A 26,922-nucleotide genomic window follows, 5' to 3' on the forward strand; every position below is an offset into this window, starting at 1 on the left:
TTTCGGCTTCAAGGATAGAAGAGATTTAAAGTTGTAGGAGTAGTAGGGGCTGTCACTTTGTTCCAACTTCAGACAAGTGTCTGATATTAAACGAAAAAGAACGATTTGAGAAGCGGCGGCCAAGGCGCGGTTGGAACCAGCGGACAGGACAGGGCTCATGCCGGACCACCTTGGCGACACTTTTTGGAAAGCTGACGGAATAAAAGTTTCGTATCCTGGTTATCATCCAGTATTTGCTGGAATTTTCGGATCGAATAAAGCACCGTCGAGTGGTCCTTGCCGCCGAAAATCTTGCCCAGGGCCGGGTAGGAAATGCCCAGCAGGGTGCGGCACAAGGCCATGGCCGCTTGCCTGGCAAAGACCAGTTCCTTTTTGCGCCCCGGTCCGGTGATCTCCCGGGCCGGGATGCCGAAATGTTCGGCGCACACGGCCAGCACCCGCTCCGGGGTCAGTTCCGGGGCCTTTTTATCTTCAGACAGGCGGATATGGCGGGTAAATTCCGCCTCCGACAGTTCCCCCCCGGCATGCTGGCGAAAGGCCTCCAGGCGCAGGAGCACGCCTTCCAGACGGCGAAAGCCTTCAAACCGGCTGGCCAGGGTGAGAATCTGCTCCCGGGACAGCCCCAGGCGCTTGTCTTTATTGATCTGCTCCACAAACTGGCTGCGCACCGACAGGTCCGGGGCCTTTAAATGGACCATAAGGCCCCATTCCAGCCGCGAGCGGAAGGTGGGGTCGAGAAAATCGCAGGAAGCGGCCCGCTCCCGGCTGGAAAAGACCATCTGGCGGCCGGCGTCGTGGAAGGCGTTAAAAACGCCAATCAGTTCCTGCTCCAGGTCCGGGGTGCGGGCGATATCCGTCAACTCATCGATAAAAAGCCAGTCATGCCCGGCCAATTCAGCCCGGATCTCGGGACCGCAACGCTTTTGGTCGGCAAAAAGGCCCTGCACATCGGCCACAGAGCCAAAATAAATACTGGCCCCGGGCTGGCTCCTGGTCACGGCATTGGCCATGGCCCGCAGCAGATGGGTTTTGCCTGACCCGGACGGGCCGCACACGAGAAAGGGGTTGTAGCGCACGGCGTCCCCCCGGCCCACTTCCCGGGCCAAAGCCAGGGGGAAGGCATTTTTCTCGTTGGCCAGAAACGTTTCGAAGGTAAAGCGGTGGCCGTAGGGAAAATCCGTGACCACGGCGACGGCGCTGTGCTGGGGCGTGCCGGTCCCGTTGCCGGGAGAGCTTCCCCGGGTGCGGTAGCGCAGGATATGGCCGGGTCCGAGGTATTGGGCCAGTTGGCGCTCGAAGAGTTCCTTGACCGAACCCTCGAACCAGGCCCCAAAATAGGCGTGGGGAAAGACGACGCAATAGGACTGGTCGGCCTCACTGACGCAAATGTCTAATGGGTCGAACCAGCGCCGGATATCCTGCTCAGGGCAGGTGCGCAGAAGATGCTGGCGGAAATCGTTTTTGAGCACGCCGTCACCGGATGCAGATTGGGGCGTGGGCGTCATCGGGCCGCAGTAGTGATTTCAATTATATTCATGAGTTAGAAAGGAAAACTCGGACCACTCCCCCAGGTCGCGAGACTTTGCGATCCTAGCCTATTTCCCACGGGAAGCCAAGGGGGGGTACAGCCGGTTGCCAAGCGGCCTGAAATGGGCCAGAAAAGGCCCCGCCGGCCGCAATGCGTCGGGAGAGGGGAGGATGGCATGACCCATGAGGTGAAAAAGACTGTCGCCGAAATCAACAGGCGTATTGAAAAGGGCAAGGCCGTGGTCCTAACCGCCGCCGAGATGGTCGAGACGGTCCGCCGGCTCGGCAAAGTCCGGGCGGCCAAGGAAGTGGACGTGGTGACCACGGGCACGTTTTCGCCCATGTGCTCCTCGGGCATGCTGTTTAATTTCGGCCAGGAACCGCCGACGCTCAAAGCCCAGAAGGTGCGGCTCAATAACGTGCCGGCCCATGCCGGTCTGGCGGCTGTGGACGCCTATATCGGAGCCACGGAGCTGCCCAAGGACGATCCGCTCAATAAGGTGCACCCGGGCCGGTTCAAGTACGGCGGGGCCCATGTCATCGAAGATCTCTTGCGCGGCAAGGCGGTGCGTCTTTTCTGCGAATCCTACGGCACGGACTGCTATCCGCGCCGGACCCTGGAAAAAGACATCACCTTGGCGGATATGAAGTATGCGGCGCTCTTTAATCCCCGCAACTGCTATCAAAACTACAATGTGGCCGTGAATCTGACCAGCCGCATCATCTATACCTACATGGGGCCGCTCAAGCCCAACGCCCGAAACGCCAATTACGCCACGGCCGGCGAGCTGTCGCCGCTGTTTAACGATCCGTATTTGAAAACAATCGGCCTTGGCACCCGGATTTTTATGGGCGGCGGCATCGGCTACGTCATGGGAGCCGGCACCCAGCACGATCCCAAACCCAAGCGCAACGAACGCGGCATCCCCATTTCCGCTTCCGGCACGCTGATGCTCAAGGGCGATCTCAAGGGCATGAACGCGCGCTACGTGCGCGCCGTGTCCATCCTGGGGTACGGCGTGTCCCTGGCCATGGGCATAGGCATTCCCATTCCCATTCTCAATGAAGACATGGCCTTTTTTACCGGCGTGTCCGATGCCGACATCCAGATGCCGGTCAAAGACTACGGCCACGACTATCCCAACGGCGTCGGCCGGTCCCTGGGGCTGGTCACCTACGCCGAGTGCCGCAGCGGCGAAATTCTGGTCAACGGCAAAAAGACCCCGGCCGTGCCGCTGACCAGCCTGACCATGTCCCTGGAAGTGGCGCAGAAGCTTAAGGAACAAATCGAGCAGGGCAAGTTCCTGCTCACCGAACCGGTGGAGGCCATTCCCTCGGAATAGGCGGGTTTTCGGCTTTACAAACACCTTGCCTTGGGATACGGCATCGGGTTCTTTCATCCGATAGGAGGATTTCCCATGTCCAAGCATAAGAAGCATGAGCGCCACAAGGAATTGGATCGTCGCCGCAAACGCCGCAAGGAACGCCTCAAAGAGCGTGTCCGCCAGGCCATGGCCACCAAGAAGGCCTAGCGTTACGGTCTGACGTTTCCTTTGATTTCAAGGTGTTCGCGACAACCGGCAGGGTGACCGGCCGGTTTGACGCAGGACGCTTTCCGAGACTGTCGCCGTTCGTCTCTGGCACCTGGCCCGCGAAATCGCAGCCCGCTATTTCGCTGACAACGCTTTGTCCCAAAGCCGGTCCCCGGAGCGCGCCAGCGTCCCGGGAGTCCGGGCAGGGACGGCGGCAAGGTTTTTTTTCATGCGAAAGACGTACGAGCTTTGGATGCGACCCGGGCAAGGCCAGCACTTGCCCGGCTTTTCGCGTGCTCTATGGGGAGGGCCACATGCCCTTGTATGAATTTGAGTGTCCCGCCTGCGGTCGGGTTTTTGAGGAACTGCGCCGCAGCGGCGACGACGCCGAGGCAGCCTGCCCGGATTGCGGCCGCCCCGCCCCGCGTATCGTCTCCCTCTCTTCCTTTGCCCTCAAAGGTTCGGGCTTTTACGCCACCGACTACGTCAAGCGTCGGCCCGGCACCTTTAAACGCGACGGCAACGAGACCACCAAGGGCACGCCCGTTGCCGTGCCCCAGCTTGCCCGCGATCCGTCCGTGCCGCTGACTGCCGAAGAGCAGCTGGAGGGCGACGAAGACGCCGCCATTGCCGACGAGCCCAAGGAGGGCGCATGATCGAGCGTTATACCCGAAAGGCCATGGGCGATCTGTGGTCCCTGGAAAACCGTTTCGCCGCCTGGCTTGAGGTCGAAGTGGCCGTGTGCGAGGCCTGGACGCAGCTGGGCCGCATCCCGGCCGCCGATATGGCCGTTATCCGCGAAAAAGCCGGCTTCGACGTGGCCCGCATCCTCGAAATCGAAGAGGTGACCCGCCACGACGTCATAGCCTTTTTAACCGCCGTGGAAGAACGCGTCGGCCCGTCGGCCCGGTTTATCCACCTGGGCTGCACCTCGTCCGACATCGTCGATACCGCCAACGGCCTGCTGCTGGGCCGGGCCGGCGACCTGATCCTGGCCGACTTGGACGGCCTGCTGCGGGCCATCAAAGACCTGGCCATGCGCTTTAAGGGCCAGCTCATGATCGGGCGCACCCACGGCATCCACGCCGAGCCGCTGAGCTTTGGCATGAAGATGGCCTCGTTTTACGCCGAGTTTTCCCGCCACCGCGAGCGCTTCGTCGCCGCCCTGGCCGGTATCAGAGTGGGCAAGATTTCCGGGGCCGTGGGCGGGTATGCCCATCTCGACCCCCAGGTCGAGGCCATTGCCATGGGCCTGCTCGGCTTGGCGGTGGACCCCATCTCCACCCAGATCATCCAGCGCGACCGCCATGCCGCTTTTTTCACCACTCTGGCCCTTATTGCCGGGGGCGTGGAGCGCCTGTCCACCGAACTGCGCCATCTGCAGCGCACCGAAGTGCTGGAAGCCGAAGAAGGCTTTGCCAAGGGCCAGAAAGGCTCCTCGGCTATGCCGCACAAGAAAAATCCCATTTCAGCCGAAAATCTGTGCGGCCTCTCGCGCCTTATTCGCACCAACGCCCTGGCTTCCCTGGAAAATATGCCGCTGTGGCACGAGCGCGATATCTCCCACTCTTCCGTCGAGCGGGTCATCATGCCCGATTCCACCATTCTGGCCGACTACACCCTGTCCCGGCTGACCACGCTGCTGACAAATTTAAAGGTCAACCCGGACAACATGGCCCGCAATCTCATGGCCTCCTTTGGCCTGTTTTATTCCCAGCGGGTGCTGCTGGCCCTTATCGAGGCCGGCATGGACCGCCAGGAAGCCTATGTGCTGGTGCAGCGGGTGGCCATGGCCTGCTGGGAAGGGCGCACGTCCTTTCCCGACGCCGTGCGCGCCGATGCGGCCATAACGGCCAAACTCGCCCCGGCCAGCCTCGACGCCCTGTTCGATCCGTCCTACTATCTGGCCCACGAGGATCTCATTTTCTCGCGGGTGTTTGGGTAGAGACGAAGAAGAGAAAAATAGAAGAAGAGAAGAAGAATAAAGATGCCTCCGGCGGCCGGGGGGGATCATCCCCCCCGGACCCCCTGAAAGGGGGCGGTGTCTTTAACAGCATCCGATCACGAACTGCTTTTCAAAAACGCCCGGCTTTTGTATGCCAAAGCCAAACGGGTGAAACGGGGATCTCCATGTCGTGTCCTTCGCAAAACCTGGACGCCGCTGCCATGCGCAGCCGTCTGGCCCGCCTGCTCCTGGAAAAATCCTACCGCGCCGGCGAGGTGACGCTGACTTCCGGCCGCAAAAGCGACTATTATTTCGACTGCAAGCAAACAGCCCTGCACCCCGAAGGGGCGTGGCTCATTGGCAATCTGCTGTTTGACCTGCTGCCGGCGGAGATTGTCGGCGTGGGTGGCATGACCCTTGGGGCCGATCCGCTGGTCACGGCCGTGTCCATCGCTTCGTTTCTGCGCAGCCGTCCCTTGCCGGCCTTTATTGTGCGCAAGGCCTCCAAAGGCCACGGCACCAACCAGTTTCTGGAAGGCCTGTCCAATTTCCAGCCCGGCGATACGGTCGCTTTGCTGGAAGACGTGGTGACCACCGGCGGCACCCTTTTGACGGTTATCGACCGGGTCCAGGACGCTGGTTTGAAGATTGGCGCTGTTGTCACGGTGCTTGATCGCAACGAGGGTGGCTCTGAAAAGCTGGCCGAGCGCGGCTTTCCGCTGCTGTCGGTCTTTAGCCGCGAGGCTCTTTTAGCCGCTGCCAACCAACAACCGGTCGCCTGACGCGAGATGGCATGAAACGACTCGGCTCCGCCTTGATTCTCGCCTGCCTGCTCCTTGTCCCGGCCCATCAAGCGGCCGCGGAATGGACGGCGGATGTCGTTGATACCGAGTGGTTTCCCAAACGTTCGGTGGCGGTTGACAAAAAGGCCCAGTCCTTTTTTCTGTTGACCCGCCAAAGCCCGGTGCGGGTGGCTGATTTTATTCCCTGCGCCACCGGGCAGTTGCTGGGTGATAAGAATAAGGAAGGTGATTTAAAGACGCCGGAAGGGGTCTATTTCATCACCCGGCGAAAGACCGGGGGGCTTAATTTCGAGCTGTACGGCGATCTGGCCTTTCCGCTCAATTTTCCCAATCCTGCCGATCTGGTGCGCCGCAAAACCGGCCATGGCATCTGGATTCACGGCCGGGGCCATGCCATCATCCCCAACGAGACCCAGGGCTGTGTGGCCCTTAATACCCCGGATCTCCACCGCCTGGACAGCGAACTGGCCTTGGGTACGCCGGTCATTATCGCTGACGAACTGCGCCTGGAAGGCGATGCCCCTCGCTTAAAGGCCGAGGCCAGGGAAGTGGTGGACGCCACCCAGGCCTGGGCCAAGGCCTGGCAGGACCGCTCCGATGCCTTTTTCGCCCTCCACGACGCCGAAAAATTCGCCATTTCCGAAGGCCAGTCCTTTGCTGCCTTTCGCAGCCAGAAGGAACGCCTGTTTAAATCCCTGCCCTGGATTCAAGTCACCCTTTCCGATGTGCGGGCCTTGCCCGGCCCTGACTACTGGGTCACTTTTTTCGTGCAGGTCTACCGTTCACCCACGCTTATTTCCCAGGGTGTCAAGCGCCTGTACTGGCAACGCGGCCCGGACGGGCGTTTTCGCATCATCGGCATGGAATACGACGAAATGCCGGTGACGCTGGCCGAGAAGGGCAAGGCCAAGCCGGCCGCCCTGGCCAATGAGGCCGAGACCGCCACCGCCCGGCCCGATGAGCCCAGCGAAGAGGAAACGCAGACCCGCCAGCTTGTGGACGCCCATCAGGCGGCCATGGAAAAGGTGGCCCAAAAGGCCTTCCATTCCCTGCCCCTGGCCCGCCAGCCCACACCCGAGGATCAGGCAATTCTCGAAGTGGCCCAGACCGGTGCGGCCAAGCCCGGTGTGTCGCCCTTTGCCACCGACGCTGCCCCGGCCGCCCCGGCCCCGCCGCAGTTGCCGGCGGTTCCCGGACCCCAGGTTGCCGCTGCCCCGGCTGTCCCGGCGGCGGCCCCAACCCGGGCCCCGGCCCCGGCTGCCAGTGTTGCGGCCCCGCTTCAGGTCGCGGCTCTCCCGACCCAGCCGGCTGCGTCCGCTGTGGTGCCCGGCCAGTCGGCCAAGGCGGCCCAGCCGCCCCAGATGGTCACAGCCGCGCCCCAGCCGGTGTCGGCCGAACACGCCGGCGAAATAAAGGCAGTGGTGGAAAGCTGGAGAACAGCCTGGGAACACGGCCAGCTCGACGCGTATCTGGCGCATTATGCTGATGAAGCGGTCCAGGGCAATCTCAAGGGAAAAGACGCCATCCGGCGGCAGAAATCCGGCCTCTGGCAGAACAACGCGCCGGGGCGCGTGCACATGGACGTCCTGGCCGTCGCCCCTGACGGCGACGGTTATGCCGCTGTCTGCGCCATGCGCTACCAGGGCAAGGGGGCCAAGGAAAGCGACGGCTTTAAGACGTTGCACCTCGTCCCGGCCGGCGGCAAGTTGCTGATCGCCAAGGAACGCTGGTCCAAGAATCGGCCCGAACTGGCCCCGTCCTCGCTTGCGGCCGCTGCTTCGGCCACGCCGGCGGCGCTGCCGGTGTCTGCCGCTTCGGCTGGGCCTGCAGTTTCCCCGGCCGTTGCAACCCAGTCACCTGCCCAGATGACCCAGGCAACGCCTGGGGCCACTGTTGCAGCCGCTTCTGTGCCGGCCCCGGTCCAAAAGGCCGAGGCGTCCCCGGTTTTGCCGGCTGCGCCTGCAGTCGCTGCCCCGGGTACCCCGGCTGCTGTGCCAGCGGCTCTCCCCGTGCCTGCCGCGCCACCGGCTGTGGCTACCCAGGCAACGCCTGCGCCCCAGCCGGCCCTGGCTGCGCCGCGTCTGACCGCCGAAACAGCTCGCACCGCCAAGGCCGATGGCAGCGCTGCCGTTGCCGCCATGCTCGAAGCCTGGCGCACAGCCTGGGAACGCGGCCGTCCCTCGGAATACGCCGCCTTTTACGCCGATACGGCCATCCAGGGCGACCGGCGCGGCCGCGAGGCCATCCGCAGCCAGAAAGTCGCGCTGTGGAAGGACAAGGCCCCCCGGCGCGTGGCTTTTTCCGAGGTGAAGATAGCTCCCCGCCGCGACGGCTATGTGGTCACCTTTGTCCAGGACTATGAAAGCCGTGACGGCCTGGCGGACAAAGGCAAAAAAACGCTCTCCCTGGCACCCTCGGGCAACGGCTATGCCATTGTCGAAGAGAAATGGAGCCGTCAGTAATGGCCGGCAACGACAGAATCGACATCCTCATCCTTCGCGATGCAGCTGGCGTTGGCCGCTATCGCCTGCCGGTGTGGCTGGCCCGGGTGCTGGTCCTGTCGCCGCTTGCCCTGCTGCTCCTGTTGGGCGCAGCCCTGGCCGTGGTCTACCACCAGCATCAGGGCAATACGGCCCTGACCGGGCAGGCAGCTGCCCTTCGCCTGGAGCTTGACGCGGCCGGAGAACGGCTCCTTCGCCTGGAAAATCTGGAAATAGTGCTGCGATCCAAGGATTTGACCGAACTGGAGACGCTTTTAGGTTCGTACAATCCCGATAACCCCGGCTGGTGGAAGCCGCGCGGCGAAGAGCGCAAGGAACCGGCTGCCGCACCCCCCCCGGTCGAAGCCCGGGAACGGCCCGATCTCTCCAAACTGCTGGCCCGGGTGGACGCCAATCAGGCCGGCGTGGACAATCTGAAATTCAAATTTGAGAATAAGCGGCTCAACCTCGGATTCGATCTCAGTAACGTCACCCCCCAGACCGGACTGGTGGGCAAGGTCGAGGTCGGGTTGGTGGGCAACGACGGCAGTTTCTGGCCGCTGAAAAGTGAAAAAGACGAATTGTCCTTTCAGATTCAGCGATTTAAGCAGATCAGCGCCAATCTGGCCCTGCCGGCCAAGGTCGAGCAGCGCGATGTCTACGGCCTGCGTCTGGTTATCGTGGACCCGGCCGGCAAAGCCGTCTTTGCCCAGGTCTATCCTGTGGCCAAGGACTAGCGGTACCGCTATGCCGCGCTACTTCGTCAATTTGAATCTGCGGGTGGCCAAGGCGCATCCAGAGCTTTTTGAGCGGCATCTGCGCCAAGGATTGGGCGTGGAGGTGGGTCTTGATCCGCTGCTGCTCGACGCCGTCAGTATCGACTGGCACCGCGAGGTGGCCCGGCGTTTTGCCGAGGCCGGGGTGGCCGCCACGGTGCATCTGCCGTTTTTCGATCTCCAGCCCGGCAGCGCCGACGCCCGCATCCAGGCTGCCAGCTGCGACCGGCTGCGCAGCGCCCTGGAGATCGCCGCCCTCTATCAGCCCGAGCGGCTGGTGGGCCACGCCGCCTACAATCGTTTCCTCTACATCCGTTCGTTTACGGAGTGGGCCGAGCGCGCCGCCGACACCTGGGTCAAGGTGTTAGCGGTCTGGCCCGAGCATGCGCCCCTGTGCCTGGAAAATACCTTTGAGACCGACCCGGCCACCGTCTCCGGCGCCGTGGATGCCCTGCGCCGCCGGCTGCCCAGGCAAGCCGCCGGGCGCGTTGGCACCTGCTTTGACGTGGGGCACTGGTACGCCTTTGCCGAGGGCAAAATACGCGGCAATCTGAACACTTGGCTGGACGCTCTGACCCCCAGCCTGCTCCATCTGCATCTGCACGACAACGACGGCAGCTTCGACCAGCATCTGGGACCGGGCCAGGGGGAGATTCCCTTTGCCGCGATCTTTGCCGGTCTGGCCGCCCGGCAGCTGACGCCTACCGCCACCTTCGAGCCGCACACCCCGGAAGCCTTTGCGGCTGCGCTGGCCTTTGCCCAGGCCCGGCCGGAGTATTTCGACGTCCCGACGGACGGCTTTCGCCTTAGCGCAGATACATCGGGATGTTCATAAACAACTCCCGGGTGAAGGTGAGCATCTTGTCCATCATCCAGGGGAAGGCGATGAGCAGGGCAATAAACATCGCGAGAATTTTCGGCACAAAGGTCAACGTCATTTCCTGAATCTGGGTTGCGGCCTGCAACACCGAAACGAACACGCCAACGACCAGACTCACCGCCAGCATGGGCATGGCTAAAAACAGCGACAACTCAATGGCCTGCCTGGATAAGGCCACAACCATGTCGGTCGTCATGGGATCACCCCTTCTCAAGTTGCGAACGAATTGACCAGGGAGGCGACAATCAGCCCCCAACCATCCACAAGCACAAACAACAACAGCTTAAACGGCATGGCAATGGTGGCTGGCGGCAGCATCATCATGCCCATGGCCAGCAGAATGCTCGATATGACCATGTCGAGAATGAGAAACGGAATGTAGATGAGAAAACCGATGGTAAAGGCGGTTTTGAGCTCGCTGATCATAAACCCGGCCGCCAGCATGATGGTGGGCACCTCGGCCTTGTCCTTGGGCCGCTCCATCTTGGAGATGGTGTAAAAAACCGACAGATCCTTTTCCCGGGTGTGCTTGAACAGAAATTCCCGCATCGGGATTTCGGCTTTTTTCAGCGCCTCGGTAAAGCCGATCTGCTCGGCCATATACGGTTGCAGGGCGGTATCGTTGATCTGTTTGCCGGTGGGGTACATGATGACCACGGTCATAAACATGGCCAGACTGGCCAGAATCTGGGTCGGCGGCACCTGCTGCACGCCCATGGCCTGGCGCAGAAACGAAAACACCACGATGATGCGGGTAAACGACGTCACGGTCAGCACGAACGACGGGGCCAGCGACAGGACTGTCAGGGCAAAAAGGATTTCCAGCAGGGTGGAAACGCGTTCGGGCTGGTTCTGACCGGCCGCCAGCGTCAGGGACAGGGTCGGGATATCGCCGCCCTGGGCCAGGGCCAGGGCCGGCAGCAGCAACAGCGCGGCAAAGACGGCCGGCCCGATAAGGGCGGCCGGGCTAGGACGCATCGCTACGCTGGGTGTTGTGCGCCAGGGTGTCGGCAAAATCGGCGGCAGGGACATGTTCGGCCTCGGTCAGAAACGTGATGGATTGTTCGGTGATCCCGAGCACCAGATCTTTATCCAGGAAACGGACCACCACAACGCTCTTGCGCGGCCCCACGGGCAGATGATCGATAAGCCGCAGCGTGCCGCCCCGGCCGGCCGGACCGATGCCGAATTTGCCCCCGTAGCGTTTAAGCAGCCAGAAGGCGGCGAAAATAAACGCCAAAAGGACAAGCAAGGTCAGGCCCATCTTGAGCGCCACGGCAACGAGGCCGTATTCGCTGGCCGCCAAGGGGGCGGCAGTGGCATCAGGCAAGTTGTTTCACCCGTTCGATGGGGCTTATGATGTCGGTTAAGCGCACCCCGAATTTTTCGTTGATGACAACAGCCTCGCCCCGGGCCACGAGCTTGCCGTTGACGTAGATTTCCAGCGGTTCGCCGGCCAGCTTGTTCAGTTCGATGACCGACCCCTGGCCGAGCTGGAGCAGTTCGTTGATGAGCAGTTTGGTACGGCCCAGTTCTGCCGACACGTCCAGCGGGATATCCAGGATGAAATCCAGGTCGCGGCGGATGGGGTCCGGCCGCTCGGCCTTGGCGTCCGCTGTCAAATCCTTGAACTTGGCCTTGGCGCTTTGACGCGACAGGGCTTCCTGATTGCGCTCGGTCTTAATCGACGTCTCTTCTTCGTTGGCCAGCGCAGCGGCCCATTCGGCGGCCAGGGCGTCGTCGCCGCCACCGCCCTTGCCGCCGCCACCCCCGCCGCCGGAGGGCTGGTCAAACAGGGCGTCGATGTCGGTCTGGGAGGCCGGGCTGTCGTCCTGGTCATCCAGGGCGGCGGCCCATTCGGCCGCAAGCTTGTCCTGATCGATGTCGTCGGGAGTCATGACACCACCTCGCGCGGGGCGCTGCTTATTGGATGACGAAATCCGTGAAATAAACCCGGGAAACCTTGGGCTGGCCAATAGCCTGATTGAGGCGGTCCACGATCTCCTTGCGAAGCAGGATCTTGCCTTCCAGACTGGCGATGTCCTGGGACGTCTTGGACGAGAGCAGCATGAGCAGGGCGTCTCTGATCTTGGCCTGATTGCCTTCGAGCAGTTCCGGGTTGCCTGTCATCTCCACCTCGAGCACCACCTTCAAATAGCGCCGGGCATTGCCGTCGGCCAGATTGACCACAAAGGCAGGCAGGGCCACGTTATTGGACGGGGCCTTGTCCTTGCCGCCGCCATGGCCGCCCTTGGCATCACTTTTGGCCTCGCCGTGGCCGCCTTCGGCCTTTTTCTCTTCCGGCTTGGCCGCATGCGTTTCTTCCGGCTTGGCCGCGCCTTCTGCTGGTGCTGCACCCTCGGCTGCCGGGGCAGTGACCGGGGGTTTGGCAAAAAAGGTGATGTAGGCGAAATAGCCGCCGCCGCCGAGGACGAGCAGCAACACCACCAGGACGATGTATTTTATAAGGCTGGATTTTTTCTTTTTGCCTTCGGCCGGTTCGGTTTCTTCAGTCGCTTTCGCCATCCTTGCCTCCAGGAATCAAAGTCTTTGGCCGAACAGATCGGTGCCCACGCGCAGATGGCTGGCACCCTCCATGACGGCCGCTTCCAGGTCGCCGCTCATGCCCATGGATAAGACCGGCAGGGGCAGGGCGAGCCGCGTTTTGAGGCCGTCGCGCAACTGGCGCAGCCGGGCAAAGGCCGGTCGCGCTCCCACCGGATCGTCAAACACCGGCGGTATGACCATAAGCCCCTCCAGTGTCAGATTGGGGGCCTGGGCCACGGTATCGGCCAACTCCGGCAGCCCGTCCGGATCGATGCCGGACTTCTGGGCTTCGCCGGCCACGTTGACCTGGATGCACACCGCCTGGGTGATGCCCAGGGCGGCAGCTCTTTTCTGCAATATTTGCGCCAAATCCAAGTTGTCCACGGTATGGATCAGGGCGAACCGGCCCACGGCCAGTTTGGCCTTGTTGCGCTGCAAATGGCCGATGAAATGCCAGACGAGTTCCGGCGGCGTGGCATCCATTTTCGGCAGCGCTTCCTGAATGTAGGATTCCCCGAAAAGTGTCTGGCCGCACTCGGCCAGGGCAGCAACCGCTGCCGCGTCCTGCATCTTGGAGACCGCCACCAGCGTCACCTCGGCCGGGTCACGTCCGCAGGCCAAGCAGGCCCCGGCAATGCGCTCTTGCACCCGGGCCAGTCGCTTCAAAACCATCTCGTCCACGAATCCATCCCCCCTAAAAAACTTCTCCCATCAAGGGGGTCCGGGGGGGATTATCCCCCCCGGCCGCCGGAGGCATTCTTCGTCTTTATCTTCTACTACTACTGCCCAAGGCCCAAATCGCGTAAAAAGGATGGGTCGTCGGTCCAGTCGCGGCGCACTTTGACCCACAGTTCCAGGAACACCTGCGTGCCGAGCATCTCTTCGATGTCGGCCCGGGCTTTCTGGCCCACATCTTTTAAGCGTTCGCCGCCTTTGCCGATGACCATGGGTTTGTGGCTTTCCCGGCCGACATGGATGGCGGCGCGGATTTTGGTCAGACCGGGCTTGGATTTTTCGTCCCAGTCTTCGATGGTCACGGCCATGGAATAGGGCAGCTCATCGCCAAGGGCCAAAAAGAGTTTTTCGCGCACGATTTCCGAGGCCAGAAAGCGTACGGGTGCGGTGGATACCTCGTCCGGGTCGAACTGGTGCGGCGCTTCGGGCAGGCGGGAGAGGAGCGCTTTAAGGAGCTCGTCCACGCCAACGCCGGTAAGGGCGCTTATGGGAAAGAGTTCGGCTGCGGGCAGGGCTTCGGCAATGGCTTCGAGCACCGGCAGCAGTTTGACCTTTTCGCGCACCACATCGACCTTATTGAGCGCCACCAGGACCGGCAGCCGGCCGTCGCCCACGGCTTTGACGACAGGTTTCAAATCCGGGGCCAGCCCGTCGATGCGCCGGGCGTACTGGGCCGCGTCCAGCATGAGCATCACCACATCGGCCTGGGCCAGGGCGGCATAGGCCGAGCGCATGAGCAGCGGGGCGATGCCGCGTTTCTGGCGGTGCAGGCCCGGGGTGTCCAAAAACACGGCCTGGACGTCGCCCTGGGTGATGATGCCGCTAATGGAGTTGCGGGTGGTCTGCGGCTTGGGCGAGACGATGGAAATTTTTTGGCCGATAAGGCGGTTAAGCAAGGTGGATTTGCCGGCGTTGGTGGGGCCGAGCATGACCACATGACCGAAGCGTTGCATGTTTTCCAAAGAAAGCTCCGAGGCGGCCGGCGAGGAGGCCGCAATTTCAACATTTTAAAAAGTCATACAGGAAAGCCTCGTAGGGGAGTATCCCGGCGCGGGCCAAACGGCAACCCTTGCCTTGTACCCTTGGGGTGGCTATAGCACGCCTGCCATGGGAAAGGATCTTATTATCGTCGAGTCGCCGGCCAAGGTAAAGACCATCAAGAAGTTCCTCGGCAATGCCTATGCCGTGGAAGCTTCGGTTGGTCACGTGCGCGATCTGCCCTCCAAAAAACTTGGGGTAGATGAAAAAGACGATTTCGCGCCGCAATATCAAATCATTCCAGGCAAGCAGAAGGTGGTGGCCAAGCTTAAGGAAGCCGCTGCCTCGGCGTCGAAGATCTATCTTGCGCCCGACCCCGACCGCGAAGGGGAAGCCATTGCCTGGCACGTGGCCGAGATCGTCAAAGACGCCGGTGTCCCCATCTGCCGTATTCAGTTTAACGAAATCACGGCCAAAGCCGTGCGCGAGGCCATTGCCCATCCGCGCGAAATAAACGAAAAACTTTTTTTATCGCAGCAAGCCCGGCGCATCCTCGACCGGCTTGTGGGCTACAAGGTGTCGCCGATTCTGTGGCAGAAGGTCAAAAGCGGCATTTCGGCCGGCCGCGTCCAATCCGTCGCCCTGCGGCTGGTGGTTGACCGCGAAAAAGAACGCCGGGCCTTTGTGCCGGTGGAATATTGGAATTTCAAGGCCAAACTCGCCGGCGACGGACCGCCGGAGTTCGACGCCGAACTGGCCAAATATAAGGGCAAAAAAGTCGAGATCGGCAGCGCCGAGGAGGCCGCCGAGGCCGAGGCGGCCATCACCGGGAAGCCCTTTCTCGTTGCCGCCGTGACGGAAAAAGAACGCAAGAAGTCGCCGCCGCCGCCGTTTATCACCTCGACCCTGCAGCAGGCCGCCAACCAGCGGTTGGGCTATTCCGCCAAGCGCACCATGGGCGCGGCCCAGAAGCTCTACGAGGGCCTTGAATTGGGCGAGAAGGGCACGGTGGCCCTCATTACCTATATGCGTACCGATTCGACGCGTATTGCCGACGAGGCCCGGGATGCGGCCAAGGAATTTATCACCGAGACGCTCGGCCCGGACTACTACCCGGAAAAGGCCCGCCACTTTAAGTCCAAGGCCGGTGCCCAGGACGCCCACGAAGCCATCCGGCCCATTGATGTTTCCTTGACGCCTGCCGACGTCAAGCTGCTGCTGCCCAAGGATCTTTTTACGCTTTATAAACTCATCTGGGAGCGCTTCGTGGCTTCACAGATGAGCGAGGCGCGCTTTTGGGACACCGCTGTCGATATCGCGGCCGGACCGGGCATCTTTAAAGCCAAGGGCCAGCGGCTCATTTTCCCGGGCTATTTGAAAGTCTTTGGCCAGGAAGCGGGCGATGAGGCCAAATCCTTGCCCAAGCTCGTCAAGGACCAGGAATTGACGCTTTTGGAGCTGAAAAAAGAGCAGAAGTTCACCCAGCCGCCGCCGCGCTACTCCGAAGCCTCGCTGGTGCGCGAACTGGAAGAAAAAGGCATCGGCCGGCCTTCGACCTACGCCGCCATCATCTCCACGCTCATTGACCGCGATTATGCCCGGCTGGAAGAGAAGCACTTCGTGCCGTCCGAGCTTGGCGAGACGGTATCCGATCTGCTCGCCGAGCATTTCGTCAAGATCATGGACGTGGGCTTTACCGCCGGCATGGAAGCGTCGCTGGACGCCGTGGCCGAAGGGCGGGCCGACTGGGTCACGCTGCTTAGAGACTTCACCGAGGATTTCTACCCCACCCTTATCAAGGCCGGCAAAGACATGGCCAAGGTCAAGGCGGGCAAGGAAACCGACGTCAAATGCGAGCTGTGCGGCAAGCCCATGGTCATTCGCTTTGGCAAGGCCGGCGAGTTTTTAGGCTGCTCGGGCTATCCCGACTGCAAGAATACCAAAGAGTTCGACCGGGCCGCTGACGGCGCGGTCATTGCCCGGGAGCGCAAAGCCGAGGAAGTGGCCTCGGTTGGCCCCTGCCCCACCTGCGGCAAGGATCTGGTGGTCAAAAAGTCGCGCACCGGCAGCCGGTTTATCGCCTGCACCGGCTGGCCGGACTGCAAATACACTAAACCCATCTCCACCGGCGTGGCCTGCCCCCGCGAAGGGTGCACGGGCTCGTTGGTTGAAAAAAGCTCCAAACGCGGCAAGGTGTTTTACGCCTGCGACAGCTACCCGCAATGCGATTTCGCGGTCTGGGACTGGCCGATTAACGAGCCGTGCCCGCAGTGCGATTCCAAGATTTTAGTGCGCAAAAAGACCCGCGACGGCGAACTGATCGCCTGCCCGAATAAGAGTTGCCGCTACAAAAGAAGCGTCGGCGAGAAGAAGGACGAGGGCGAGGAATAGGCGAGAAGAAGGAAGAGTGCCTCCGGCGGCCGGGGAGATGATCCCCCCGGACCCCCCGAAAAGGGTGTGTGTGGAGGCAATGAGGGCGGTTTCGAAGTCGTTAGCGGCGTCGGGGCCGCCTTTGTGGTTTGGGGATTACAGGATGGGCTTGAAATAAATTTCCTATTATTTGGAAAAAACTATCAGTGTATTCGGTCAACATACTGAAATATATAAAATTATATTTTCCCCGTACTTAACTTATGGTCTTGATTTTTTGTTGCACTTAAAATACTTATGGGTTGCCGAACATCTAAGGAGGCGATCAGTGCGTGATTTTCATTCTTTTGAATCTACCCCGATAATTATTGAAGAAGTTGTTACTGCTCTAAAGCAAGATGTAGTCCCTTTGATTGTCGACAGTTGCCGGATTGCGAGGGATGCCTATGACCTAGATCCAGAGTTTAATGACAACTACACGCTCGGAACATACTCATGGCGAAATTTGTTTAATAGAAGTCGTGAATTGGATAAATTTTCGTGGGATGTCAAACGGTCTGAAAATGATTTGCGACTCTATTATAAAAAGTCATCATGGCCAAGATCACTTCGGGTTCACCGATGCGACGAATTGACTCGTATTCCAACGGGAGGGAAACGAGCGAAAAAGGTCGCCTGTGGCCAAGGCTTCTTGTCCTTTGAAGTTGAAAATTTAGCGTTTGAGAACTATGAACTTGTTATTGTCTACGATTTTGATGCCTTCCGAGGACTTGGTAAGATACAGGTTGTGAAGTTGTCCGGGGTTTCTCTTCGCGAAGTCCTTGCATTGCCCGTTGCTACCTTGTATCAGGCCGAACCTATTGACGTTCTGGATATTGAGGGAACCCCCGCTCCTGAAATTATTGCCGACGCTGCTCCCTCTCGCGATATCTCCAAAGATATTACGGCAAACAAACCAAAAATAGTCTTTAAAAATGAGTAAGTACAGGGAATTAAGCTCTTCGCTAGCCCGGCTTGATCCTCGTAGGATTACGGCCGGACGTGAGCTTCGAGGCTTAACTAAAAAAACGTTGGCCGATAAAATCGGCAAAACACCTAGTGCGGTCACGCAGTTCGAGGCTGGCCGTTCTGGTTTGGATATTGAGACCTTTGCTGCCGTAACAATAGCCCTAGGATTACCTCCGAGTTATTTTGTCGCTCGCCATAATGATATTCAAGTAGATTTTGGAACTTGCCATTTTCGTGCAAATAAAAGTGTTCCACAAGGAGAACGTCGTCGAGCTATACAACATGCAACCAATGTTATTCAAATATTCAGATCGCTTGAGCAGCGCGGAGTTGTATTTCCAGCTCCACAAGTGCCAACATACGCGTGGAATTGTTACTCGCCATCTGAGATAGAATCTTTGTCTCAAACAATCAGGCGTGATTGGGGTATGGGTAATGGACCGATACTCAATATGGCGGCTTTGCTAGAAACAAAAGGCGTCTTTGTTGTATTGCTTCCAGAGGAAAGCGCCAAACTGCATGCTTTTAGTTTCTGGGCAGAAGACCGACCTTGTGTTGTCGTTACAGAGTCCGTGTCAGCAAGTCATATGCAGTTCGATCACGGACATGAATTGCTACATTTAATATTGCACATGGATGAGGCTGCTGGCGATCCAGATAGTGAGCGAGCGGCGAATCATTTCTCAGGGGCATTTCTTGCTCCACTCCATGCCTTTCGTTTAGAATGCCCAAGAAAATGGGACCACGATGCTTTTTTGGCGCTAAAAAAACGATGGCATATATCAATGCAAGCAGCGTTATATCGAGCTAGGCAACTTCAAATAGTTAAAGAATCTAGTTTTCGGTGGGGAATGGTGGATCTTAGCTCACGGAATGAACGGCATGATGAACCAGGAGAATTTGAAAAGCCTCTCCCTTCTTTATTGTCAAAAGCACTGGAAATTGTTCAAGGAGAATTTTTTTTGGATGATCTTTCAGAAGAAATAGGTTTAGCCTCACATGAGGTAGAGCACCTGTTACAGTCTCAGCACGTCCCCCAAAATTTGATTGATTATTTTAAACCAAGTAACCCTGTATTTGCAGAGCCACAAGTTCATAAAAAGTAATAGAACCATATCTCTAGCTAAAACGGGCCGCCTCTTCCGAGACGGCCCGTCGCATTTTTCTGATCTTCCTTCTGCGTCTTCTTCTCGTCCCCAACTACACCAACGGCGTATTCTCCACGATGCTCCAGACGCCGCATGGGCAGGCGTTGCCGCAGAAACCGCAACCGATGCACTTGTCCGGGTCCGACACCATGGCGAACTCCTTGCCTTCCTTCTGCTGGCGCGAAATAGCGCCGACCGGGCAGATCGTTTCGCACAGGCCGCAGTCGCGACAGGCGCCGCAGGACGAACACTGGCTGGCGCAACTGTTGAGGTCGTTGTACTCCACCACGCGCGGATCAAAGTATTCCAGCTTGGCCCGCTTGTAGTCGAGCATCTTGCGGGTGTCCTCGCACGGCCGCTTGCCGGTGAGGATTTCGTCAATGGCGCGGGCGGCGTCGCGGCCCATGCCGATGGCCTGGGTGAGCAAGCCCGGTTTGACGAGATCGCCGATGGCGAACACCTTGGGATTGGTGGTCTGATAGATGGCGCTCACTTTGACGTGGCCGCGCTCGGTGGCGATGGTCTCGCCCAGAAACTCGATATCCGGCACATCGCCAACGGACAGGATCACGGTGTCGGCGGGGATCAGTTCACCGGACGTAAGCGCCACGCCCTCGGCCGTGATCTCTTTGGTGAAGCAGGGCCATTTGAAGGTCGCGCCGACTTCTTCGGCGTCGTGCTTTTCCTTGCCAAAGGCAGCGGGCTTTTGGATATCGATAAGGGTAATGGTCTCGGCCCCAAGGCGGGCGGCCTCGGTGGCCACGTCGCAGCCGACGTTGCCAGCCCCGATGATGACCACGCGCTTGCCAACGGTGGCTGTGCCCTTCTTGGCGGCCTTGAGGAAGGTGAGAGCCGGGGTGGCCAGTTCCTTGCCCGGCACAGGCAGGATACGCGGCTTGTTGGCCCCGACAGCCAGGACGACGTAGTCAAAATCGGTGACGATCTGGCCGAACTCGTCAGCGGAGAGCGCCTTTTGCAGTTGGATATGCGGCAGGATTTCCCGGGCGCGGGCAATCTCGGCATCCAGCACGTCGGCCGGGATGCGGCTCGACGGGATGGCGGCGCTGATCTTGCCGCCGAGTTTTTCCGAGGGGTCGTAGATAATGGCTTCGTGGCCGGCCAGCCGCAGTTGCCAGGCAACGGACATGCCGGCCGGACCGCCGCCGATGACAGCCACGCGCTTGCCGGAAAGCTCCGGCAGTTTGGGCATCTTGCCGGCTTTGACATTGGCCTTGCCGAGCATGGCGGTATCAAGGGGCTTTAAATGGCCCACGCTGCGCGTGCAGCCCTGCATACACAGGTTGGGGCACAGATAGCCGCAGATGGTGGCCGGGAAGGGCGTGTAGGCCAGGGCCAGATCCATGGCTTCGTCCATGAGGCCGTCGCGCACGAGTTGCCAGCGCTCCTGCACCGGGATGCCGGTGGGGCAGCTGGCTTGGCAAGGGGACAGGTACTTCTTGTTTTCCCAGACCGGCACGTAGCGGCGCAGTTCGCCGGAAACGATCAGCCCCACCGGGCTGCGGTCGGAATCGTCGAGATCGCCAATAAGCCCGCCGCGACCGAGTTCGGCGTCCCAGACATTGGCCCGGAAATCGCTGAGGTTCCGGCGCACTTTGCCGGTCTTTTCATACGGGCTGCGGGCGAGGATGAGCTGCCAGTCGTCGCGTATGGTCAGTCCGTCAAAGAGCTCCGGCTGGCCGATGGCGGCCAGGAAGTTTTTAAGATTTTCGGTGAGCCAGGCCCAGGCCGCGTCGTCCACGGGCACCAGCTTGGCGTCGGCCAGGGAAAAGCCCTTGTGCGGCCCGCGAAAGAAGATGCGCCCGCCGACCATGCCGACGCAGGGCCGATAGCCGAGCACGTTATCCGGGTTTTGCGGTTTGTGCCCGCAAACCACGGCCGTGCCGCCGGCCATGAATTCGGCGAAATAGTCGCCCGCGCTGCCGAGGATAAACAGCTCGGGGGCGTCGTATTTCGGGTTCTGCTTGGTCATGGTCATGCCGCGCGAACCGATGTTGCCGGCGATCATGACCTTGCCCTGGGCCATGGCGTTGCAGGCACCGTTGCCGGCGTTGCCGCGCACAACGATCTCGGCCCCGGCATTGAGCCAGCCGATATCGTCGGAGACCGAGCCTTCGATAAGGATTTTGGTGCCGGGAAAGCCCATGGAACCGGTGCGCTGGCCCGGCGAGCCGGTGATGCGCAGGGTGACGGGTTCGCTGCGCGAAACCCACAAACGCCCGCCGATGCCGTGCTGGCCGTAGGCTTCTACGGTCAGGTCGCGCGCGCCCTGGGTCACAGCCTGCTGGATGTGCTCTTCCAGGATGCGGGAATCGACCCGGTGGCCGTTTTCAATGCCGTGTATGGTGACGGTCTGGTGTGCCATGTCGTGCTGCCTTGGTGCGTAGGGGTAATGACGCCCGGGTTAGACCACGTATTTGATCTTGAGCCGCTCGGCCACGTGGTAGTCGCTGATGCCCAGACCATCGGACATGCCGATGGGGAGGGAGGTGGAGCGACCCAGCGGGGCGACAATCTTGCGCAGTTCCGTGTCGAAGGACAGGAAGACGTCAACCAGACGCTCGGCCACCTTTTCGGGGTCCAGACGCCGGTAGAGGCGCGGATCCTGGGAGGTGATGCCCTTGGGGCACACGCCGATGTTGCAGACGTTGCAGCGGTCGTGTTCCGAGCCAAGGCATCCGGCTGCGGCCTGCATGATGTATTTGCCGGACTGCACAGCGCTGGCTCCGAGCATGATCAGGGCGGCGGCGTTGGCGGCCAGATTGCCGTTTTTGCCGATGCCGCCGCCGGCAATGAGCGGAATTTCGTTCTGCTTGCCGGAGATGACCAGGTTTTCGTAGCAGTCGCGCAGGTTGGTGGCGATGGGGTGGCCCATGTGGTTCATGGAGACGTTGTAGGCCGCGCCGGTGCCGCCGTCCTCGCCGTCGATGGCCAGGCCCGCGGCGTAGGGGTTGCGCACGAGGTTATTGAGCACCGCCGTGGAGGTCGTGGTGCCGGATATTTTCGGATACACCGGGACGCGGAAGCCCCAGGCCATGGACATGGACTGGATCATCTTGGCCACGGACTCTTCAATGGAGTACTGGGTCTGGTGCGTGGGGGGGCTGGGCAGGGACACGCCCATGGGCACGCCGCGAATGGCGGCAATGAGCTTATTGACCTTGTACCACATGAGCAGCCCGCCATCGCCGGGCTTGGCTCCCTGGCCGTACTTGATCTCGATGGCGCAGGGGTCTTCCTTCATGTCGGGCAGGGCTTTGATGATTTCGTCCCAGCCGAAGTAACCCGAGGCGACTTGCAGGATCATGTATTTGAGAAAGCGCGACCGCAAAAGACGCGGCGGGCAGCCGCCTTCGCCCGTGCACATGCGCACCGGCATGCCCATCTCTTCGTTCAGATACGTCACGCCCATGACGAGGCCTTCCCACATATTGGGGGAGAGCGCGCCAAAGGACATGGAGCCGATCATGAGCGGATAGATTTCGCGCACCGCCGGCACCCAGGCATTGTCTGCCAGGGCGGCAAGGCCCTCTTCGGGCGGCTGGATGCGGCCAAGCAGCGTGCGCAGATTGAACTCGTGGCGACCGGCATCCAGGGCCGGGTCGGTGAGCATGGAGATGCGGATGAATTTGATCTGATCGAGCAGGCTGCCGCCGTCGTTGCGCCGGCCACCGCGTGTGCGGGCCGCACCACCCCGGTTGTTGTGGAATTTAAGCGTCGTGGCCTCGGGGCGAAGCCTGGGGGCTATGGCATTATTGGGACAGACCATGTTGCACATGGCGCAGCCGATGCAGTGATAAGCCGGATCGGTGCGCTGGCGGATGCCATGGTAAATGGAATAGGAATTGGTGGGTTTTTTGGCCAAAGCCGGAGTGGCCTCGACGGTGCGTTTACGATGCACCCCGAGTTCAATGGCGCTGACCGGGCACACGGCTGTGCAACGCCCGCACAGGGTGCAGGTGTCTTTGTCCCACTCGATCTGCCAGGGCAGGTCGTTAACGCTTAGTGTGGACGGGGTAATGACTGCAGCTGATTGCATATGGTGACCTCTTGGCATTGCGGGCGCACGATGGCCGTATCCAGGTGCATGGGTTGAAAATCGGCATTCTGGTCGCGGTCGGGGATGGCCGCGTCGAGGCCGCAGATTTCCGAGGAGAAGGCAAAGATGCCGGGCTTGCCGCCGACAACGCCGGGCCGCAGCTTCTTGCGGTCCTGGACCATGAACATGGTCTTATCCGGCAGGCAGCCGATGACGCAGTTGGGGCCATCGATAATGAGCTTGCGGCAGGTCTGCTTGATGCGGGCGAGGAGCGCCCGGTCGGCGTGGGCTTCCATCTCGGTGTCGGACAGCGGCGTAATGATGTGCTTGTAGTACTCGATGCCAAACTGCAATCGATTGATGGTATAGTGCATGATGTGGGCGAACACTTCGGAGTCGGACTGGTAGCCCATGTAGCCGGGGAACCCGCGCGAGAGCAGGTATTCCCGGATGGGGACGAAGGCCGTGTTTTCGCCGTTGGTCATGGTGCATACGCCTTGCAGGAAAAACGGATGGCAGGCGTAGAGATTGATGGCGTAGTTGGTGTTCTGGCGGCCCTGGGCCAGGATGCGGCGGCAGTCAAGCTCGGGCCGGTCCAGGCCGAGATATTCGCCGATGGCCATGGGATCGCCGACTTCCTTGATCATGATGGTGTCGGGCCAAAACGAGAAGACGCGGATGTTTTCGGCCGCTTCGCCCATGCGGCGCAGTTCCACGCGCATGAGCATAAAGGCCAGTTCCTGCTCGGCCTTGGATTTGGCCTTGAGGTCGGCCGGCATCTCATAGGCCCGGGCCATGTAGGTGCCGCGCAGCGGTGTGCCCAGCGGCGCCTTGGTGCGCGGCTCCAGGACCAGGGTCTTGCGGGTGACGAAGCCGCGCTCGCCCATGTAGGCGTCGAGGCAGTTGAGGCCTTCGTCGGTAAAGATTCCGGAGAGGATGGGCGCGTCCTTCATTTCACCGAAGGGGCCGCCGAGGTCGGAGAGGAAAAGGCCAACGCCTGAACCGTCGTGCCCTTCCTTCATGACGTTAAGCGCCTCGATGGCGCGCATGGGGGACACTGGGTCCCGGCTGCTGAGGGCGAATAAGCGGCACATGGTCAACTCCGAATGATCGAATTCTCATTAAGGGGGGTTTTTTCATAGTTACAAAATGGGCTACCGTAAAGCACAAAATCTTATTCGGTGGTTTACGGCGACAAAAATGAGCAAATACGCGGGGTAGCGTGGGCCGTTGGCGGATGCTTTCCAGGGCGATTTCGCCGGTTTTGGCAAGGTGGCCACGGGGGGACGCGGCTGGGAGCGCCGGACGTTCGGTTTGGGCGACGTTTCGTCGGTCGGCCATTGCCACGCCTTGGGCGCTGCGTTCGTTTGGCCGCACCGGACTTCTTAAATAGGTCTTGCGGCCAAGTTGGCAAGCGGCCAAGCCCTGTCTTTGGCCCAGCCCATGCTGCCGAATAATCTTCGGTGGAGGGGAGAGGGCCGGGACGACGGGCCGCAGCATCGTCGTCCCGGCCGGGCGGGCGTCGGGTCAGTTCCCCGGCACCGCCAGGAGGTCGGCGGCCGGAAAGGGCTTGGACAGCAGGCCAAACCGGGCCGAAACGTCGACGACCCCTTGCAAGGCGGCCGGGGCCAGCGTCTCGGGAAAGCGCGGCAGGACGATTTTGGCCGCCAGTTCCGGGGCCAACTTGGTGCGCTGGCTCAAAATGGCGCGGGCCTTGTCCGGGTGGGCGGCAATAAAGGCCGAGGCCTGGGTCACGGCCCGCGTAAAAGCCGCAGCCTCGGCCGGATGGGCTTTGATCCAGGCCTTTTTGGCGAACCAGCCGCCGATCAGATAGGGGTTGCCAAAGGCGGCATGGGGCGAGGGGACGAGGATTTTGGCTGCACCGCGCGACACGGCGTCGGTGACAAACGGTTCCAGAACCAGCGCCGCCTGGACCGACCCCTTGCTCAGCGCAGCAGCCATGTCCGGGAAGGGGACTTCCACCAGCCGGATGGAATCCGGGGCAATGCCGGCCTGTTCGGCCAGGGCGCGCATGGCCGCCTCGTTGATGTTGCCCAGCGTATTGATGGCCACGGTCTTGCCGGCCAAATCCTTAACCGAAGCGATTTTGGAATCCGCGGCGACGAGCAGGGCATGGACGTCGTTGGTGGCGGCCACGCCTTCGGCTCCCGGGGCCAGGAAGGCGAAATCAAACCCCTTGGCTTGGGCTAAGATGATGGAGACGGTGTTGGACCAGCCGATGGCCAGCTCACCGCCTTCCACGGCCGGCGCGATGACCGCCCCGCCCTTCATGGGCAGGCCGGTCACGGCCAGGCCCTGGGCGGCGAAATAGCCCTGCTCCTCGGCCACATAGAATTGCAGGCAGTCGCCCACAGGGATGTAGCCGATTTTGAGGGGGGCGGGGTCGGCGGCCAGGGCGGTCCCCGGCAGCAGCAAGGCCGTCAGCAGGGCGAAAAGGGCAGCGATGGGCATGGCGTTCTCCTGGAAAGGGTTGCGCGACAGGTGAGGACGGCACCGTTGCCCTATATACCGCCCTTCCAGCCGGCGTGCCAGCGCAAAAGCCGCGCGAGCACCTGCTGCGTCCCGGCATTAAGGGCCAGCCCCCACAAACCCAGCATGGCCACGCCGGCGTACATCTCGGGAATGGCGAAGGTGCGCTGCATCCGCAAAATGTAATGGCCGATACCGCTGGACGCCCCGATCATTTCCGACAGCACGGCCACAATAAGGGCCATGGGCACGGCCGTTCGAAACCCGGCCGCCACACTCGGCCCGGCCGCCGGCAGGATGACCCCGAAGAGCAGATCGCGCCGGGACAGGCCATAGGCGGCGGCCGTCAGGCGAAAACCCGGATCGATACTGCGCGCCCCGTCCACCGCCCCCACCAGGATGGGGAAGGAGCAGGCAAAAACGATCACGACCAGCTTCATGCCCGTGCCGATGCCAAAAAGCAGCATGGCCGCCGGGATGATCGCCGGGGGCGGCACCGGCCGCAACAGTTCCACCGTGGGCGTTAAGAGCGCCGACAGCCGGCGCGAAACGCCCATGGCCAGCCCCAACGGTGCCATGACGGCCAGGGCCAAAAGCAGCCCGGCCACGGCCCGCGACACCGTGGACAGCGCCTGCCCCGGCAAAAGGCCCGAAACGGTCAAATCCCAAAACGTTGCGGCAATGGTCGAAACCGGCGGAAAATAGAGCCTTGAGACCACGCCCCAGCGCGAGAGTCCCTCCCAGGCGGCGGCCAGAGCGCAAAAAACGAGCAGTCCCGACAGGCGTTTCATCGCTGGCCTGCCTCGGGCATCCAGGCCAGCGCCCGCCGCCGCAGGGCCACAAAGACGGCGTTAAGCCCCGCCCCCACCAGCCCCACAGCCACAATGCCGGCATACATGCGCCCCGGCCGCCCGGCCATGGACGCTTCCAATATAAACGAACCCAGCCCGTTGGGGGCGGCAGCCATCTCCGTGGTCACGACCACGGCCACGGCCACGGCCAGCCCGGTGCGCAGCCCGGCCATGATCTGCGGCAAGGCCGCCGGTGCCAACACAAAGACAATGCTCTCCCAGCGACGCAGGCCGTAAACCCGGGCCGTGTCGCGCAGTTCCGGCCCGGCCGTGGCCGCGCCAGCCACGGCCGCCACATAGGCCGGCCAGGCGCAGGCAAACCCGGCCACAGCCACGCACAAGCCAAAACCCAGCCCCAAAAACAAAATGCCGATGGGAATAAGGGCCACCGACGGCATGGGGCGCAAAAATTCCACCGTCATCCGCATGGCCCGGCCAAAGCCCGGAAAGACGCCGCAGGCAAAGCCCAAGGCCACACCGCCCACACCGCCCACGCCAAACCCGGCCAAGGCCCGGCCGATGGTCAACCCCGCCTGCCCCACAAGCTCGCCCGAAATAATAAGCCCCCACAACTCTTCGCCAATGACCGACACCGGCGGCACGGCGTCAGGGGGGAGGAGGGCGAGACGGGAGAGCGCTTCCCAGAGGATGAGGAGGAAGATGAGGAGGAAGAGGCCTCCGGCGGCCGGGGGGGATGATCCCCCCCGGACCCCCTCGATGGAGGGTGGGGGGTCCGGGGGGATCATCCCCCCGGTAGGGAGGGTTCGGGAGGGGCAAAGCCCCTCCTGATTCTTC

Annotated in this window: 24 protein-coding genes; 10 read left to right on the forward strand and 14 right to left on the reverse strand. The window is 61.2% G+C overall.

Going from position 1 to position 26,922, the window contains the following annotated elements; translation table 11 throughout:
- Window positions 1-155 precede the first annotated feature (155 nt).
- The gene (locus tag GTA51_RS06230; RefSeq protein ID WP_343039486.1) at window positions 156-1,469 is read right to left on the reverse strand and encodes a DnaA/Hda family protein; all 1,314 of its coding nucleotides are present in this window, start codon (window positions 1,467-1,469) and stop codon (window positions 156-158) included.
- A gap of 234 nt (window positions 1,470-1,703) precedes the next feature.
- On the opposite strand from GTA51_RS06230, the gene GTA51_RS06235 reads away from it, so the two are divergent.
- The 7 genes from GTA51_RS06235 to GTA51_RS06265 all read left to right on the forward strand — a co-directional run bounded on the left by GTA51_RS06235 (window position 1,704) and on the right by GTA51_RS06265 (window position 9,898).
- A complete protein-coding gene (locus GTA51_RS06235) occupies window positions 1,704-2,870 on the forward strand; it encodes a homocysteine biosynthesis protein (RefSeq protein WP_160959582.1) in 1,167 nt (388 codons plus the stop codon).
- 503 nt (window positions 2,871-3,373) lie between these two features.
- Complete coding sequence (locus tag GTA51_RS06240; RefSeq protein WP_160959584.1) at window positions 3,374-3,715, forward strand: FmdB family zinc ribbon protein; 342 nt, start codon at window positions 3,374-3,376, stop codon at window positions 3,713-3,715.
- Window positions 3,712-5,004: an adenylosuccinate lyase gene (purB, locus tag GTA51_RS06245; protein WP_160959585.1), complete on the forward strand. Its 1,293-nt coding sequence runs from the start codon at window positions 3,712-3,714 to the stop codon at window positions 5,002-5,004. The genes GTA51_RS06240 and purB overlap by 4 nt, the downstream gene beginning before the upstream one ends.
- Before the next feature lie 185 nt (window positions 5,005-5,189).
- A complete protein-coding gene (gene pyrE, locus GTA51_RS06250; protein ID WP_160959586.1) occupies window positions 5,190-5,786 on the forward strand; it encodes an orotate phosphoribosyltransferase in 597 nt (198 codons plus the stop codon).
- 11 nt (window positions 5,787-5,797) lie between these two features.
- Entirely contained in the window at window positions 5,798-8,269 is a 2,472-nt protein-coding gene (locus GTA51_RS06255) for a L,D-transpeptidase family protein (RefSeq protein ID WP_160959588.1), read from the forward strand.
- Window positions 8,269-9,024 (forward strand): hypothetical protein, encoded by a 756-nt coding sequence (locus GTA51_RS06260; RefSeq protein ID WP_160959589.1) that lies wholly within the window; start codon window positions 8,269-8,271, stop codon window positions 9,022-9,024. The genes GTA51_RS06255 and GTA51_RS06260 overlap by 1 nt, the downstream gene beginning before the upstream one ends.
- Window positions 9,025-9,034: 10 nt before the next feature.
- Complete coding sequence (locus tag GTA51_RS06265; RefSeq protein WP_160959591.1) at window positions 9,035-9,898, forward strand: sugar phosphate isomerase/epimerase family protein; 864 nt, start codon at window positions 9,035-9,037, stop codon at window positions 9,896-9,898.
- Here the strand turns inward: GTA51_RS06265 and fliQ are convergent.
- The 7 genes from fliQ to era all read right to left on the reverse strand — a co-directional run bounded on the left by fliQ (window position 9,870) and on the right by era (window position 14,187).
- The gene (gene fliQ / locus GTA51_RS06270; RefSeq protein WP_160959593.1) at window positions 9,870-10,139 is read right to left on the reverse strand and encodes a flagellar biosynthesis protein FliQ; all 270 of its coding nucleotides are present in this window, start codon (window positions 10,137-10,139) and stop codon (window positions 9,870-9,872) included. The two genes, GTA51_RS06265 and fliQ, sit on opposite strands and share 29 nt — an antisense overlap.
- Window positions 10,140-10,153: 14 nt before the next feature.
- Window positions 10,154-10,921 (reverse strand): flagellar type III secretion system pore protein FliP, encoded by a 768-nt coding sequence (gene fliP, locus GTA51_RS06275; RefSeq protein WP_211922459.1) that lies wholly within the window; start codon window positions 10,919-10,921, stop codon window positions 10,154-10,156.
- Window positions 10,911-11,273: a flagellar biosynthetic protein FliO gene (gene fliO / locus GTA51_RS06280; protein WP_160959594.1), complete on the reverse strand. Its 363-nt coding sequence runs from the start codon at window positions 11,271-11,273 to the stop codon at window positions 10,911-10,913. The genes fliP and fliO overlap by 11 nt, the downstream gene beginning before the upstream one ends.
- On the reverse strand, window positions 11,266-11,841 hold the full coding sequence (fliN, locus tag GTA51_RS06285) for a flagellar motor switch protein FliN (RefSeq protein WP_160959596.1): 576 nt from the start codon (window positions 11,839-11,841) through the stop codon (window positions 11,266-11,268). The genes fliO and fliN overlap by 8 nt, the downstream gene beginning before the upstream one ends.
- Window positions 11,842-11,866: 25 nt before the next feature.
- Entirely contained in the window at window positions 11,867-12,469 is a 603-nt protein-coding gene (locus GTA51_RS06290) for a flagellar basal body-associated FliL family protein (RefSeq protein WP_160959597.1), read from the reverse strand.
- Window positions 12,470-12,484: 15 nt separating this feature from the next.
- A complete protein-coding gene (locus GTA51_RS06295; RefSeq protein ID WP_160959687.1) occupies window positions 12,485-13,162 on the reverse strand; it encodes a YggS family pyridoxal phosphate-dependent enzyme in 678 nt (225 codons plus the stop codon).
- 107 nt (window positions 13,163-13,269) lie between these two features.
- Complete coding sequence (era, locus tag GTA51_RS06300; protein WP_160959599.1) at window positions 13,270-14,187, reverse strand: GTPase Era; 918 nt, start codon at window positions 14,185-14,187, stop codon at window positions 13,270-13,272.
- Between the two features lie 145 nt (window positions 14,188-14,332).
- Here era and topA point away from each other — a divergent pair, with 145 nt between their 5' ends.
- The 3 genes from topA to GTA51_RS06315 all read left to right on the forward strand — a co-directional run bounded on the left by topA (window position 14,333) and on the right by GTA51_RS06315 (window position 18,687).
- Complete coding sequence (gene topA / locus GTA51_RS06305) at window positions 14,333-16,594, forward strand: type I DNA topoisomerase (RefSeq protein ID WP_160959600.1); 2,262 nt, start codon at window positions 14,333-14,335, stop codon at window positions 16,592-16,594.
- A gap of 307 nt (window positions 16,595-16,901) precedes the next feature.
- A complete protein-coding gene (locus GTA51_RS06310; RefSeq protein ID WP_160959602.1) occupies window positions 16,902-17,555 on the forward strand; it encodes a hypothetical protein in 654 nt (217 codons plus the stop codon).
- The gene (locus GTA51_RS06315) at window positions 17,548-18,687 is read left to right on the forward strand and encodes a helix-turn-helix domain-containing protein (RefSeq protein WP_281353949.1); all 1,140 of its coding nucleotides are present in this window, start codon (window positions 17,548-17,550) and stop codon (window positions 18,685-18,687) included. The genes GTA51_RS06310 and GTA51_RS06315 overlap by 8 nt, the downstream gene beginning before the upstream one ends.
- A 94-nt stretch (window positions 18,688-18,781) precedes the next feature.
- Here GTA51_RS06315 and GTA51_RS06320 read toward each other — a convergent pair whose 3' ends face one another.
- The 6 genes from GTA51_RS06320 to GTA51_RS06345 all read right to left on the reverse strand — a co-directional run bounded on the left by GTA51_RS06320 (window position 18,782) and on the right by GTA51_RS06345 (window position 26,873).
- Window positions 18,782-21,112, reverse strand: coding sequence for an FAD-dependent oxidoreductase (locus GTA51_RS06320; protein ID WP_160959605.1), 2,331 nt, complete (start codon window positions 21,110-21,112; stop codon window positions 18,782-18,784).
- A gap of 39 nt (window positions 21,113-21,151) precedes the next feature.
- On the reverse strand, window positions 21,152-22,786 hold the full coding sequence (locus GTA51_RS06325) for a glutamate synthase-related protein (RefSeq protein WP_160959606.1): 1,635 nt from the start codon (window positions 22,784-22,786) through the stop codon (window positions 21,152-21,154).
- Window positions 22,750-23,880 carry a class II glutamine amidotransferase domain-containing protein gene (locus GTA51_RS06330; RefSeq protein ID WP_160959608.1) on the reverse strand — a complete coding sequence of 377 codons (1,131 nt, stop codon included), beginning with the start codon at window positions 23,878-23,880 and terminating at the stop codon, window positions 22,750-22,752. Before GTA51_RS06330 ends, GTA51_RS06325 begins: the two co-directional genes overlap by 37 nt.
- A 433-nt stretch (window positions 23,881-24,313) precedes the next feature.
- Window positions 24,314-25,258, reverse strand: a complete 945-nt coding sequence (locus GTA51_RS06335; RefSeq protein ID WP_160959610.1) for an ABC transporter substrate-binding protein — start codon at window positions 25,256-25,258, stop codon at window positions 24,314-24,316.
- A gap of 50 nt (window positions 25,259-25,308) precedes the next feature.
- Window positions 25,309-26,067, reverse strand: a complete 759-nt coding sequence (locus GTA51_RS06340; protein WP_160959612.1) for an ABC transporter permease — start codon at window positions 26,065-26,067, stop codon at window positions 25,309-25,311.
- Window positions 26,064-26,873, reverse strand: a complete 810-nt coding sequence (locus GTA51_RS06345) for an ABC transporter permease (protein WP_160959613.1) — start codon at window positions 26,871-26,873, stop codon at window positions 26,064-26,066. Before GTA51_RS06345 ends, GTA51_RS06340 begins: the two co-directional genes overlap by 4 nt.
- Window positions 26,874-26,922 lie beyond the last annotated feature (49 nt).

Source organism: Solidesulfovibrio aerotolerans, assembly GCF_009856865.1.
Lineage (GTDB): Bacteria > Desulfobacterota > Desulfovibrionia > Desulfovibrionales > Desulfovibrionaceae > Solidesulfovibrio > Solidesulfovibrio aerotolerans.